Genomic DNA, 13006 nt, shown 5'->3' with positions numbered 1-13006 from the left:
CCAAGGATAAGTGCAGGACCTAGTCTACATTACCCTTTAAAAGTGGCATCCCTAAGGGGATTCGAACCCCTGTTACCGCCGTGAAAGGGCGGTGTCCTAGGCCTCTAGACGATAGGGACGCAGAATTTCTGTAAAAATTGAGCTAACTGCCCTCTTTTTACCTAACCGGTTACCCAGCTAGACGTCAAACAGTTTTAGTTTAGCACTAAGTGCTAACCAAGGATAAATGCAGGACCTAGTCTACATTACCCTTTAAAAGTGGCATCCCTAAGGGGATTCGAACCCCTGTTACCGCCGTGAAAGGGCGGTGTCCTAGGCCTCTAGACGATAGGGACGCAGAGTTTCTGTAAAAATTGAGCTAACTGCCCTCTTTTTACCTAACCGGTTACCCAGCTAGACGTCAAACAGTTTTAGTTTAGCACTAAGTGCTAACCAAGGATAAGTGCAGGACCTAGTCTACATTACCCTTTAAAAGTGGCATCCCTAAGGGGATTCGAACCCCTGTTACCGCCGTGAAAGGGCGGTGTCCTAGGCCTCTAGACGATAGGGACGCTGAAACTGGTTTAAGCCAATTGGCTTATGATTAAACGCTGTCGCCTTTAATCTAAATTCAGTGTCTTAATCACTACCCGAAGGTCATGGTGATTTGGTGGAGCTATGCGGGATCGAACCGCAGACCTCTTCGCTGCCAGCGAAGCGCTCTCCCAGCTGAGCTATAGCCCCTCTAAAAACTTAACGGCCTAGTGCTAAGTTTACTAACAAGTCATGAATAAACACTCGTTGAAAGCGAGGCGCATTCTAAGCAGCCACCCTGTAACTGTCAACTGTTAATTTGGAAATATTTCCTTTTTTTTGTCATATTTGCACTGAATGTTCAGATAACCGTCAACTTGGTTAATTTTTATATAATCATAGGGTTAATTACCCTACTCTGCTACTTTATCAGCACTATCTATCACCGAAACCAAAAACTCTGCATTAATAAACTTACTAGTCTGGACTAAATGTAAACAACTTGTACATAGATACTAAAAAATATGCTACCCTATAGCGCAATATATCTGTAAACTTGCAGATCTGTCATAAACCTATACAAAGAACACTCTCTATGCAGTTAGCTGGTAAAAAAGTGGTCGCCATAGGCGGCGGACATGGATTAGGTCGAGTACTGTCAACATTGTCTTTTCTTGGTAAGGATTTAACAGGTATTGTCACCACTACCGACAACGGTGGTTCAACTGGGCGCTTGAGAAAGCGCAGCAGCTCTATTGCATGGGGGGATTTGCGCAATTGCCTCACCCAGCTCGTCGATAAAGACTCAATAGGCAGCCAACTCTTTGATTTTCGTTTCGACGGTCGCGATGAACTTGGCGGACACAATTTAGGTAACCTCATTCTTTATGGTCTTGGTCAGATCCAATCACGCCCTCTTGATTCAATTAAATTAGTAAGAAGGCTGTTACGGGTTAAAACACCGGTATTACCGATGTCTGAAACCCCAACCGACCTGATGGCTTTTTATCCGAAAGGACGCTGTCGTGTCGGCGAATTATCCGTTGATGAAATGCCAATGATGCCTGAGCGTTTAATGTTAGCGCCATTAGTTAAAACATTACCTATTGCAATTGAAGCGATAGAATCAGCAGATTTAATTATTGTCGGCCCAGGAAGCTTTCTAACCAGTATTATTCCGCCGTTATTAATTCGTGACATTGTTAAAGCCATAAAACACAGCAAAGGACATTGTGTGTTTATCGACAATATCGTTGCTGAAAATAGTCCTGCGGGTCGGTTATCTTTGGATGAAAAACTACAATGGATTGCCAATAATATTCAAGGCTTACCTTTTGATTCGGTGATTTGTCATGGCAGCGAAACCACGAGTGAATTATTACCCGTGATTAACAGCGATCTCGCTAGTAGCAACGTAAAGCACTATCATGACAGAGAGAAACTGATCAAAGCATTAGAGCAATGCTTTGATCTTGAAGAAAAAATACCAACGCAGGAAGTGATCAACAGTTAGCGTTATGACTAACTACGATCGTCTTGACTAATGCGGCTAGCAACCGCACCCATTTGCCCTTTGTATTTCGCATCATCACGCTTGTTGTATGGGCGTAGTGCGCTTGCTGACATGGTTTCAAAGTTTAGCGCGGCAATTTTCATTTTAGGTCTTAACGCAAGTGGCAATTTACCACTGTTATAAAACTCTAACACAATTTGTCCCGACCAACCTGGATCAATTCGATGAGCAGTGACATGCACCATCAAGCCTAAACGCGCTAATGATGAACGCCCATCTAACCAACCGACGATATCGTCAGGTAACGTAACTGATTCATACGTTACCGCCAATGCTAACTCGCCAGGGTGTAAGAAAAAAGCTTCGCCATCAGGAATAACAATTTCATCACTCATCACTGAGTTCATTGCCTTATCAACTTGCTCTCTTGGTCCACTTAAATCAATATAAGGCGCCGTGTGATCTTGAAACACACGAAACTCATTGCCTAGTCGAATATCAACACTGACTCCTGAAATCATCGATGCATCAGGCATAGGGTTAATGGCGATTTTCCCTTGCGCTAACATGGCTTCGATATCTTTATCACACAATCTCATTTTCGTTCTTCTTTTAAGTTATCATTCGCCTTTATGGCATTTATTACTAGTCTATCGTTTTAATCATGATTTCTGAGCTAAACGGACTACGTTTATCAAACTGATAATATAATGTTGAAACAACATTTTCGGCTATTTTACGATATTGCTGGCCGATATCACCAGCGCTATTTTCGATCAATAATGATTGCCCCTGCTCACCACTTTGGCAGATTGCCATTTCTAGTGGTAATTGCCCTAACAATTTAACATCAAACTGTTTGGCAATTCGCTCACCGCCACCTTCACCAAACAAGTAGCTTTTTTCATGACAATGTTGGCATACGTGATAGCTCATATTTTCAATCACCCCGATCACTGGAACCTTAACTTTATTAAACATCGCAATGCCTTTTTGCGCGTCAATTAAGGCGATATCTTGCGGAGTGGTAACCACCACTGCCCCTGCCACCGGTACCTGTTGAGCGAGGGTTAACTGGATATCACCTGTACCTGGAGGCATATCGACGATTAAATAATCAAGCTCCCCCCACTGCGTTTCATTGAGTAACTGATTAAAGGCCCGGCTAGCCATCGGTCCTCGCCAAACGGTTGCATCATCGTTATCAGTTAAATAACCCATCGACATCGATTCGATGCCATGACTCTCCACTGGTAATAACATTTTCCCATCAACTGAATCGGGCTTTTGTTGCGCTTTACCCAGCATTTTAGGTATAGAAGGACCATAAATGTCCGCATCAAGTATGCCTACGGCAGCACCTTCCTCTTGTAACGCGAACGCTAAATTTACCGCGGTTGTTGATTTACCAACCCCCCCTTTACCAGAAGCGACAGCAATAATGTTGGTTACGCCGCTAATATCATGCGTTACGATTTTCTCACAGGCGAGAATGGGGTTTACCGAGGTTGATATGTTATGCGCTGCTAACAACGCTTGTGCGAAGCGATTTAACTCGCTAAAACATGGGAACGGTATTTGTAGCTTGATAGCAAATTCATTGTTTTCAAACGTTATCGCTAATAACTGACACACCGACGCGATACCCTTTGGAAATATCTCGCTTTGGTAATGGTTAAAAAACGTTTCGATAAGCTTTTTTTCGTTTTCTGGCGGCTTTTTACCGTTAAATAATTTTGAAAACATGTGAGAGCAGACATCTTAGTCTTTATTTAAGTATAAAAGACACATTTATTAATGAAAAGTAATGATAAATTCTGTACCATTCCCACCATAATTACCACCCTATTTTTAAGTAAGCGTTAGAGACGTATATGCAACCAGTAGAAAAACGTAAAATCTTAGTGACCTGTGCCCTACCTTATGCCAATGGTTCAATCCATTTAGGGCATTTATTGGAACATATTCAAACAGATATCTGGGTACGCTTTCAACGCATGCGTGGTCATGAAACTTATTTTGTTTGTGCCGATGATGCCCATGGCACGCCGATCATGCTTAAAGCGCAAGAACTTGGTATTACGCCAGAAGAAATGATCGCTGGTGTTCGTGAAGAGCACATGAAAGATTTTAACGACTTTTTTATTAGTTTTGATAACTACCACTCAACGCATAGTGAAGAAAACCAAGCACTAGCGAGTGAGATATATCAGCGCCTTCACGATGCAGGCCATATTAAAACACGCACTATTTCTCAGTTATACGATCCAGAAAAAGGTATGTTTTTACCAGACCGCTTTGTTAAAGGTACCTGCCCTAAATGTAAAAGTGAAGATGAAAACGGTGATAGTTGTGATAACTGTGGTGCTACTTATTCGCCAACTGAAGTGATTAATCCGCGTTCAGTCGTCTCTGGTGCGACGCCAGTATTACGAGATTCGGAGCATTACTTCTTCGACTTACCCGCGTTTGAAAACATGCTCAAAGAATGGACGCGCAGCGGTTCATTACAAGATGAGATGGCCAATAAATTAGCAGAATGGTTTGAGCAAGGTCTACAGCAGTGGGATATTTCTCGTGATGCACCCTATTTTGGTTTTGAAATTCCAAACGCACCAGGAAAGTTCTTCTATGTATGGTTGGACGCTCCTATTGGCTATATGGGTAGTTTTAAAAACCTTTGTGATAAAACCAATATCGACTTTGACACCTTTTGGCAAAAAGATTCAGATGCAGAAGTTTACCACTTTATCGGTAAAGACATTATCTACTTCCATAGTCTATTTTGGCCAGCGATGCTTGAAGGAGCTGGTTACCGAAAACCAACTTCAGTTTACGCACATGGCTTTGTCACGGTAAATGGCGCGAAAATGTCAAAATCAAAAGGCACCTTTATTAAAGGCCGTACCTATTTAGATCACTTAAATCCTGAATATTTGCGTTATTACTATGCCGCTAAACTAACCCACCGCATTGATGATTTGGACCTTAATCTTGAAGACTTCGCGCAACGCGTGAACTCTGACTTGGTTGGTAAAGTCGTCAATATTGCCTCCCGTTGCGCAAGCTTTATTACTAAGCGTTTTGATGGCATGTTATCGCGTGATATCGATAATCAATCGCTTGCTGATGAAGTAACCAGTGCAGGTGATAAAATTGCGCAATGCTATGAAGATAGAGATTTTGGTCGTGCGATGCGCGAGATCATGGCGCTCGCTGACAAAGTGAATGAATACATTGCCGTAAAAGAACCTTGGCAACTGGTTAAAGATGACAGTAAACAAAAAGAGGTTCACGATATCTGTTCTCTGGGCATTAATTTATTCCGAACATTAATGATTTACTTAAAGCCAGTATTACCAGAGTTGGCGAAAAGTACCGAAACCTTCCTCAATGACGAATTAACCTGGGAAGGCCATCGCCAGCTGTTAACTGATCACAAAATCAATAAATTTAAAGCAATGTTACAACGTGTAGATATGGACAAGGTTACTGCGATGGTAGATGCATCAAAAGAAAGCTTAGTTGCTGAAAAGCCAAAAGCCTCAGGCCCACTCGCTGACGATCCGATCAGTGAGGAAATTCAGTTTGACGATTTTGCTAAGATAGATTTAAGGGTTGCTAAAATTGTTAAAGCAGAACATGTCGAAAAAGCAGATAAACTGTTGCGTTTAGAGCTAGATTTAGGCGGTGAGACTCGTCAGGTATTTGCAGGGATAAAATCGGCTTATCAACCAGAAGATCTTGAAGGCAAATTAACAGTGATGGTAGCAAACCTAGCGCCACGTAAGATGCGTTTTGGCATGTCTGAAGGCATGGTGCTAGCTGCTGGCCCTGGTGGTAAAGATCTGTGGATATTAAATCCTGAAGAAGGTGCGCAACCTGGTATGCGCGTAAAATAATATAAACCCAACAAAGGCAATGATAATTCATTGCCTTTTTTAATGAATACGCCTAAATCATGGATAAAATTTTTTCTTGGACTGGTTCCGTTTTTGTGATGACAGCCTTATCGGGCTGCACTAGCAATATCGCTATTGATAGTAACCTTGATCCTAGTAACATCGAAGCATACTTTTCATTTCAACAAGTCAACGTAATTGAATCACTTGAGCAAATCTCTTCACCGTACAAAATACTAGGGGTTATTGAAGGTGAAGCGTGTCAACAAAAAGCGCATCATCAACTACCTTCTACCAGTGAAGCTCGAACTGACGCTCGACGAAAAGCGGCAAACATAGGCGCTAACGCCATTTACTTTTCATCGTGTACCTTGATAGAACACAACGAAGCCAACAAACACTGTGTCGCGACGCAAGTGTGTTATGGCCAAGCGATGTTTATCAAGCCTGTGCAATCACGTTAAACGGCTATTTTGATGAAAAGCGCTTATCAATTTGAAGCGATAGCCTATGTCGAATCCCCCTATAAGGAAAAATTCGCCATACCTAGGCAACCCGGCATTGTCAGTGCGGCACAGGGTAAAATCATTTTAAATGATCACCTTCGAAGTGCAGAAACCGTGCGAGGATTAAGCCAATTTAGTCATATTTGGGTGTTATTTGCTTTTCATGCCACACAAGAACAAGGTTGGAAGCCATTAGTTAGGCCTCCTCGCCTTGGTGGTAATAAGAAATTGGGGGTATTGGCGACTCGCTCTACGTTTAGGCCAAACCCAATTGGCATGTCGGTGGTTAAACTTGACCAAGTTATTGTTGACAAAAATCACGCAGAGTTAATTATTTCGGGGCTTGACTTACTTGACCAAACGCCTGTGCTCGACATTAAGCCTTATGTGCCTTATTCAGATATTATCAACGACGCTCAAGCTGGCTATGCGCAACACGCCCCCACTCAAGTATTTGATGTACAATTTAGTGATCAAGCGAATAATATGGTTTCAAAACATCATCATCGCTACCCCGAGCTAAAACTTTTAATCAGCCAAGTGTTGTCACAAGATCCAAGGCCTGCATATAGACACCAGCAAGTAGATGAAAAAATTTACGGTATCAGGCTTTATCATTTTAATATTCAATGGCAGCTTTTAACTGAAGGTGTTATTGAAGTAACGCAAATTGATGTGTTAACTAGGTACTGTTGACCATTGTTTATTTTAAACAACGATCAACAGACCCTAGAACAAGTTGAGAAGCCCAAATGACAGTTAAACCTTTAATAGAATTCCCACTTCTCGCCGCAATTTGGGGTGGTTCGTTTATATTTATGAAAATAGGCGGGCCAGAATTTGGGCCTTTTCTCTTTATGGCGCTGAGAACATTAATTGCTTGCCTGTTTTTATATGCTATTTTGATGATAAAGCGTCAACATCACCAGTTAAAAGGTTGTTGGCCAAGATTGTTTATCGGTGGAGCATTCAGTACTGCGATACCGTTTGTATTATTTGGCTGGGCAACCCTTTATTTAACCGCTGGCATTACCTCAGTCTTAAATGCGACTACACCAATGTTTGGTGCTATCGTCGCCTTTGTCTGGTTAAAAGACAAGTTACCGGTAACGGGGGTTATTGGCTTGATTATCGGGTTTATTGGCGTGTATTTTTTGGTGTTAGATAAAGTCATGGTTTCGCCCGAAACGGTGGTATTACCGACGTTAGCCGTTTTACTGGCCTCTCTTTGTTATGGTATTTCAGCAAACTATACCAAACGCTACTTGTCTGATTTAAAGCCGCTAACCTTAGCAACGGGTAGTCAAACCGCAGCGACCGCGCTGTTATTGCCTATTAGTCTATTCTTTTTACCTGATAGCTTACCAAGCATTTCAGCAATCAGTGCCTTGCTTGCACTCGGCATCGTTTGTACTGGCATAGCATACTTAATTTTCTTTCGGTTAATAAGCACTCTTGGGCCTGCTAAAACCATTTCAGTTACCTACCTTATTCCTGTATTTGGTCTTTTTTGGGGTGTCGTATTTTTAAATGAAATTATCACCCCGTGGATGATGGTGGGTTGTCTGTTAGTGCTTGGCGGTGTCGCCTTAACAACGGGGATTGTTAAAATGAAAAAAGCATCAACATTATCGTAAAGGATCTGCGATGTTGTCGATGCTTATTGAGGGTCCAGTAGTTTATTCTAAGGCTATTTTGGTTTGACAACCTTACCGCCTTTCATGACAAAGCTAACCTGTTGCAATGCTTTTATATTGGCAATTGGACTTTCTGACATAGCAATAATATCGGCTATTTTACCTTGCTCAATACTGCCAAGTTGATCTGACATACCAATAAGGTCTGCGGTGTTAACCGTCGCTGATTTTAGTATTTCTGTCGTGCTCATCCCAGTCTTAAACATTAACTCAGCTTCATAGGCATTATTGCCATGTTTTGAAACGCCACTGTCAGTACCATAGGCTATTTTAACCCCAGCTTTATGGGCGGCAGTAAAATTAATAATGACATCTCGCCCAACTCGTATCGCTTTATCTCTAATTGCCGGCGACATAAAGTTGGTTGTTTTGGCCAAACCAACAACCGTGTCACCCGCCATTAACGTCGGAACTAAATAAGCGCCTGATTGCTTGAACAGTTTAAAGCTTTCTTGGTTTGCATAGCTGCCATGTTCAATACTATCAACACCAGCACGTAACGCTGCGTTTATGCCCGCTGCCGCATGGGCATGACTGGCTACCTTTCGTCCTAAACTATGGGCAGTTTCAACCACTTCTCGTAATTCATCGTCTGCCATCTGTTGACCTGTCCCGGTATTAGTATCTGATAACACACCGCCAGTAGAGGTAATCTTTATGACGTCGGCACCGTACTTAATTGCATGTCGAGTGGCACGACGACAATCGTAAGGGCCATCACATATTGTTTTTGGTGTTTTTAATTCCAAGATGTCTGGGCTCATGCCATCGACATCACCATGACCGCCGGTAACCGCAACACTGCTGCCCGCCGCAATAACACGAGGACCATCAATTAACCCCTTGGCAACCCCATCTCTTAACGCAAAGCTTTCTTTAGCGAGAGAGCCTAAATCTCTTACCGTCGTAAATCCTGCTTGTAATGTTTTTTCTGCATTATGGATACTCTTTACCAGTTTATCGGCATCAGACTCCCTCAACGCTTGTTTATCGTTATCTGGGCCCAATTCACCTTGCAGGTGGACATGCATGTCCATAAGCCCTGCCATAACGAACTGTTTTGATAAATCAATGATCTTAGCCCCTTTAGGGGATACAAAGCCTGATTTTACCTCGGTAATTTTACCATTATCGATAACAATAGACTGATTATTGAGCACTGGCTGACCAGCAACTGCTAACAATTTGCCTGCATGGATCACACTAACTTCTGCTACCGTTGGGAACGCAGTGAGTGCTGAGATAGTCAAAACCGCTTTAGATAATCGTTTAAAATATGTCATTGTCTCTTCCGATAAGATTGTTATGGTGTCTTTACCATAGCAAGCAATTAGTTAGCTTAATAGCGTGATAGTAAAAATTATTTTATTGCGGTTAAAAAGCTAACACGAGCATAAGTTAGCAGGTAGAGCGTTTATAGACAGCTTTTTGAGAAGGAAATTGAAAGGAGCTAAAGAGAACTGCCAACACTCGCATGCTGGCAGTAGTAGAAACTTTTAGTGCTGATGACCACCAACGCCATGAGCATGGCCGTGTTCTATTTCTTCTTCAGTTGCTTCTCTTACATCGACAACGTCTAAATCAAAGGTCAACACTTTACCAGCTAGCGGTGGGTTAATATCAACAGTCGCCATAAAGCGACCGACTTTTAACACCGTTACCTGACGTTGCCCCTGCTCAGTATTAACTAATGCCGTCATGCCTGGCTTCCACTTACTGGCACCAACAAGATGTTTTACCGGTACACGTTGCTCAGCGTCATCTAAACGTTCACCGTAAGCTTCTTCTGGCTGCAATGTCACCGAAAATTTATCACCCGCTTCTTTATCAGCTAACGCGTTTTCAACACCTACCAACATGTTCTTGTGTCCATGAAGATAAGCCAAAGGATCACCTTGGTATGAATTTTCGATTTCTTCGCCAGCTTCGTTTTTTAACGTATAGTGAAACTGAACAACAGTATTTTGCGTAATTTTCATTATTTTTTATCTAGTATTTAAAATTTTCGCCAAGTCTAGCAAACAAGCGTGAACCTCGAAAAGCACTTTATGCCCAAAGCAGCAAAATAATGACACTGGCAAGCACCAACGCCATCCCGACATATTCTTTTAGTGATATTTTTTCTTTAAATAAACGGTAAGTTAGCATTAAGGTGATAAAAAATTCAATTTGTCCTAATGCTTTCACATAAGCAGCATTTTGGTAACTAGCACCAGTAAACCAACCGATAGAGCCAATTACACTGGTTATGCCAACAAATAAACATAATCGCCAGTTAACTAGCATTGCCTTAAATTGCTGACGGTTACTAAAAGCTAGATAAGAAATTGATAGTGTACATTGCATTGAAATCATAAATACGAGGGTTACAGCTGCGCTAACCATTAAATCAGTGTCTAGCGCTAAACTTGATTCGCGGATCAGTAGCGTCGTGATTGCTAGCCCTAAGCCCGAAGCCAAACCAAAACCAGCACCAGGGTTTCTAAATAAATCAGCAACGGTAAACCTAACTTTAGTCAGTAATATCACACCGACAACGCCAATGATCACTGATATCCAACCTAAATAGCTTAATGAAGAAGCAAAAACGAGTGTCCCAACGATAGCAACCCAAATGGCTTCGGTTTTTGATAAACTCGTTGCGACAGCAAAATTTCGGTATCGAAAAGCAATAACTAAACAAACCGTACCAACAATTTGCATAACACTGGCAATTAGCGCATAGCGAATAAACTGATCGTTGAGCACAGGCAAAGACTGCTGGCGATAATCTAATAGCCATACTAAATAGGCAATAGCAAACGGCAAGGCAAAAATATAACGAACGCCGGTTGTCGCCATTGCGCTTAGTTGACCCGATAATTGTTTTTGACCAGCAGTTCTCACTGCTTGCATCACTGCCGCTAATAGCGTAAATGCAACCCATGTTTCCACGTTAATGCCTTATTAGGGAGTAAGTGATATAAGACTAGAGAGTGACTTGCCAATAACCGACATCTTGCCACTGGTCGAATTTAAGCCCGACTTCGTTAAAATGAGCGACTTTTATCATGCCAAACTTTTCATGTAATTTAACACTTGCCTCATTAGGAAGCGTAATGCCAGCAATAGCGACGTGTATTCCCTTAACTTTTAATTCATTAAAGAGCGTCTGATACAATAAACTACCAATACCTCTGCCTTGAAATTGACGATTTAAATACACGGTAACTTCGACAGAGTATCGATAAGAAAAACGTTCACGCCATTTTGTCGCGTAGGCATAACCTAGCGTTTCACCCTGTTTATTTTTTGCGACTACCCATATTAAACCTGACGCATTAACCTTGTTTATCCGATTAACTATCTCACGAGCATCGATTGGCGTTTCTTCAAATGTAACTACCGTATGTTCAATATAGTGGTTATAAATTTCTGCGATATCTTTTGCATCACTTTCTGTTGCTAATACTATGGTAATCTCATCATCGCTTCTGCTAAACACAACGCCTACCTTTGTTAGTTATTTCCTAATTACCTTCGTATTTAATTTAACATGCTGCTAAAATAAATGCTTATTTATAATAACTATTTTCAGCATGGATTTTAGCAATGAAAAAAACACCTTTATTAACCTCATTACTGCTAATGAGTTCATTTTCAACATTCGCAGCACAAGATAATATCCCCTCCGCGAGTGATTTAGTTGGCAAACATTATTTAGGCATTCATGGGTTTCATATGAATACTGATGATGACCGTCGATTAAACGAACTAACAGGTTCAGAACTCGACGCTGCAAAAGGCTGGGGTGGACAGATTGGTTATCGTGCAACAGAATCTGTAGAGCTTCGCCTAAGTTATTCTGACATTAGCTTCGATATGAAAGATAACTATCTTTTTGCTGACAGCAGCGGGAATAGTGTAGCTGTAGATGCTTTGTATTTTCCAACACAAAAAAGTTTCTATTATCTAGCGGGTGTTGAAAAACTAAAATTAAATGATAATGCCTTATCGTTAGATTTAGGGGCAGGCTATCGCCACTATTTTAATGAAAAGTTTGCCATTTACCTTGAAGGTAAAGGACATAAACGTTTCAAAAACAGTGATTTCGATATGTCAGGACAAATTGGTATCATTTATTATTTCGGCGACATTAGTACCAATAAAGTCAAAGCAGCGCCTACTCCACCAGCAAAAGCAACAAAACCACAAAAGCCAGTTCAAAAAGCTCCTGAAGCTAAAGCAAGCAAAGCAAAAGATTCTGATCAGGATGGCATTATCAATAGCAATGACATTTGTCCGAATACGCCAGCAAGCGATAAAGTAGATGACAAAGGCTGTACCGTATTTACCAAAGAAAACTCAACGATGACCTTGCTAGTTAATTTTGACAACAATAAAGCCATTGTTAAGCCCGAATATTATGGTGATATCGCCAAAGCTGCCAGCTTTATGAAACGCTATCCCCATGTGACATTAACAATTGAAGGTCATACATCAAGTGTTGGTTCAGCCAGCTACAACAAAACCTTGTCACAAAAACGTGCTGATGCAATAGTGGCTATTTTAGTAGACGAGTTTAATGTTGATCGTAATAGATTAAAAGCTGTTGGCTATGGCGAAGAGCGTTTATTAGATAGCGCCGACAACGAGCAAGCTCATCGTTCTAATCGCAGAATTCAAGCAACAGTCACGGTGACTAAGAAAGTTGCCGTAAAAAAATAAGTAATTGTGATCGGTCTTCTAAATGCCAAAAAGCCAGCTAGTCGCTTAATGCCGATCAGTTAAGAAATATTTAATGATCCATTGACCGATCAACTGGTTAGTTTATAAAGGCTTCTGAATTTATTCAGGAGCCTTTTCTTTTGCAATTAACAACAGCACTTTCTCTTG

Annotated in this window: 12 protein-coding genes and 4 tRNA genes; 6 read left to right on the top strand and 10 right to left on the bottom strand. The window is 41.3% G+C overall.

The window, feature by feature from the left end; translation table 11 throughout:
- Window positions 1–43: 43 nt before the first annotated feature.
- The 4 genes from ACSLUH_RS18925 to ACSLUH_RS18910 all read right to left on the bottom strand — a co-directional run bounded on the left by ACSLUH_RS18925 (window position 44) and on the right by ACSLUH_RS18910 (window position 723).
- Window positions 44–119, bottom strand: a tRNA-Glu gene (locus ACSLUH_RS18925).
- A gap of 140 nt (window positions 120–259) precedes the next feature.
- A tRNA-Glu gene (locus ACSLUH_RS18920) sits at window positions 260–335 on the bottom strand.
- A gap of 140 nt (window positions 336–475) precedes the next feature.
- A tRNA-Glu gene (locus tag ACSLUH_RS18915) sits at window positions 476–551 on the bottom strand.
- 96 nt (window positions 552–647) lie between these two features.
- A tRNA-Ala gene (locus tag ACSLUH_RS18910) sits at window positions 648–723 on the bottom strand.
- Between the two features lie 385 nt (window positions 724–1108).
- On the opposite strand from ACSLUH_RS18910, the gene ACSLUH_RS18905 reads away from it, so the two are divergent.
- Entirely contained in the window at window positions 1109–2026 is a 918-nt protein-coding gene (locus tag ACSLUH_RS18905) for a gluconeogenesis factor YvcK family protein (protein WP_448569932.1), read from the top strand.
- 8 nt (window positions 2027–2034) lie between these two features.
- Here ACSLUH_RS18905 and dcd read toward each other — a convergent pair whose 3' ends face one another.
- Together dcd and apbC are read right to left on the bottom strand one after the other, a co-directional pair.
- Window positions 2035–2625 (bottom strand): dCTP deaminase, encoded by a 591-nt coding sequence (gene dcd, locus ACSLUH_RS18900; protein WP_448569930.1) that lies wholly within the window; start codon window positions 2623–2625, stop codon window positions 2035–2037.
- Window positions 2626–2671: 46 nt separating this feature from the next.
- Window positions 2672–3772, bottom strand: coding sequence for an iron-sulfur cluster carrier protein ApbC (apbC, locus tag ACSLUH_RS18895; RefSeq protein WP_448569928.1), 1101 nt, complete (start codon window positions 3770–3772; stop codon window positions 2672–2674).
- Between the two features lie 128 nt (window positions 3773–3900).
- On the opposite strand from apbC, the gene metG reads away from it, so the two are divergent.
- From metG to ACSLUH_RS18875, 4 genes are read left to right on the top strand one after another with little or no spacing between them, the layout of a single operon-like run.
- The gene (gene metG / locus ACSLUH_RS18890; protein ID WP_448569926.1) at window positions 3901–5928 is read left to right on the top strand and encodes a methionine--tRNA ligase; all 2028 of its coding nucleotides are present in this window, start codon (window positions 3901–3903) and stop codon (window positions 5926–5928) included.
- Between the two features lie 59 nt (window positions 5929–5987).
- Entirely contained in the window at window positions 5988–6392 is a 405-nt protein-coding gene (rcsF, locus tag ACSLUH_RS18885; protein WP_448569924.1) for an Rcs stress response system protein RcsF, read from the top strand.
- Between the two features lie 12 nt (window positions 6393–6404).
- On the top strand, window positions 6405–7130 hold the full coding sequence (gene tsaA / locus ACSLUH_RS18880) for a tRNA (N6-threonylcarbamoyladenosine(37)-N6)-methyltransferase TrmO (protein ID WP_448569922.1): 726 nt from the start codon (window positions 6405–6407) through the stop codon (window positions 7128–7130).
- A gap of 56 nt (window positions 7131–7186) precedes the next feature.
- Window positions 7187–8071, top strand: coding sequence for a DMT family transporter (locus ACSLUH_RS18875; RefSeq protein WP_448569920.1), 885 nt, complete (start codon window positions 7187–7189; stop codon window positions 8069–8071).
- Window positions 8072–8124: 53 nt separating this feature from the next.
- On the opposite strand, the gene ACSLUH_RS18870 is transcribed toward ACSLUH_RS18875, so the two are convergent.
- The 4 genes from ACSLUH_RS18870 to ACSLUH_RS18855 all read right to left on the bottom strand — a co-directional run bounded on the left by ACSLUH_RS18870 (window position 8125) and on the right by ACSLUH_RS18855 (window position 11615).
- Window positions 8125–9414 (bottom strand): metal-dependent hydrolase family protein, encoded by a 1290-nt coding sequence (locus tag ACSLUH_RS18870; protein WP_448569918.1) that lies wholly within the window; start codon window positions 9412–9414, stop codon window positions 8125–8127.
- Window positions 9415–9627: 213 nt separating this feature from the next.
- Window positions 9628–10110: an FKBP-type peptidyl-prolyl cis-trans isomerase gene (locus ACSLUH_RS18865; protein ID WP_448569916.1), complete on the bottom strand. Its 483-nt coding sequence runs from the start codon at window positions 10108–10110 to the stop codon at window positions 9628–9630.
- A gap of 67 nt (window positions 10111–10177) precedes the next feature.
- Entirely contained in the window at window positions 10178–11065 is an 888-nt protein-coding gene (locus tag ACSLUH_RS18860) for a DMT family transporter (protein WP_448569914.1), read from the bottom strand.
- 34 nt (window positions 11066–11099) lie between these two features.
- Complete coding sequence (locus ACSLUH_RS18855; RefSeq protein ID WP_448569912.1) at window positions 11100–11615, bottom strand: GNAT family N-acetyltransferase; 516 nt, start codon at window positions 11613–11615, stop codon at window positions 11100–11102.
- 107 nt (window positions 11616–11722) lie between these two features.
- Between ACSLUH_RS18855 and ACSLUH_RS18850 the strand changes: the two genes are divergently transcribed.
- The gene (locus ACSLUH_RS18850) at window positions 11723–12838 is read left to right on the top strand and encodes an OmpA family protein (protein WP_448569910.1); all 1116 of its coding nucleotides are present in this window, start codon (window positions 11723–11725) and stop codon (window positions 12836–12838) included.
- The last annotated feature ends 168 nt before the right edge of the window (window positions 12839–13006 follow it).

Source organism: Thalassotalea ganghwensis (assembly GCF_053485795.1).
The sequence above is the reverse complement of the archived record's forward strand: the minus strand, read 5'-3'. Positions and strand labels throughout refer to the sequence as shown.

What these genes read in the sequence shown, in the direction of transcription:
- ACSLUH_RS18875 (WP_448569920.1), top strand. Translation starts at nt 7,187, where the DNA reads ATGACAGTTAAACCTTTAATAGAATTCCCACTTCTCGCCGCAATTTGG.
- metG (WP_448569926.1), top strand. Translation starts at nt 3,901, where the DNA reads ATGCAACCAGTAGAAAAACGTAAAATCTTAGTGACCTGTGCCCTACCT.
- apbC (WP_448569928.1), bottom strand. Translation starts at nt 3,772, where the DNA reads ATGTTTTCAAAATTATTTAACGGTAAAAAGCCGCCAGAAAACGAAAAA.
- ACSLUH_RS18870 (WP_448569918.1), bottom strand. Translation starts at nt 9,414, where the DNA reads ATGACATATTTTAAACGATTATCTAAAGCGGTTTTGACTATCTCAGCA.
- ACSLUH_RS18905 (WP_448569932.1), top strand. Translation starts at nt 1,109, where the DNA reads ATGCAGTTAGCTGGTAAAAAAGTGGTCGCCATAGGCGGCGGACATGGA.
- tsaA (WP_448569922.1), top strand. Translation starts at nt 6,405, where the DNA reads ATGAAAAGCGCTTATCAATTTGAAGCGATAGCCTATGTCGAATCCCCC.
- ACSLUH_RS18850 (WP_448569910.1), top strand. Translation starts at nt 11,723, where the DNA reads ATGAAAAAAACACCTTTATTAACCTCATTACTGCTAATGAGTTCATTT.
- rcsF (WP_448569924.1), top strand. Translation starts at nt 5,988, where the DNA reads ATGGATAAAATTTTTTCTTGGACTGGTTCCGTTTTTGTGATGACAGCC.
- ACSLUH_RS18865 (WP_448569916.1), bottom strand. Translation starts at nt 10,110, where the DNA reads ATGAAAATTACGCAAAATACTGTTGTTCAGTTTCACTATACGTTAAAA.
- dcd (WP_448569930.1), bottom strand. Translation starts at nt 2,625, where the DNA reads ATGAGATTGTGTGATAAAGATATCGAAGCCATGTTAGCGCAAGGGAAA.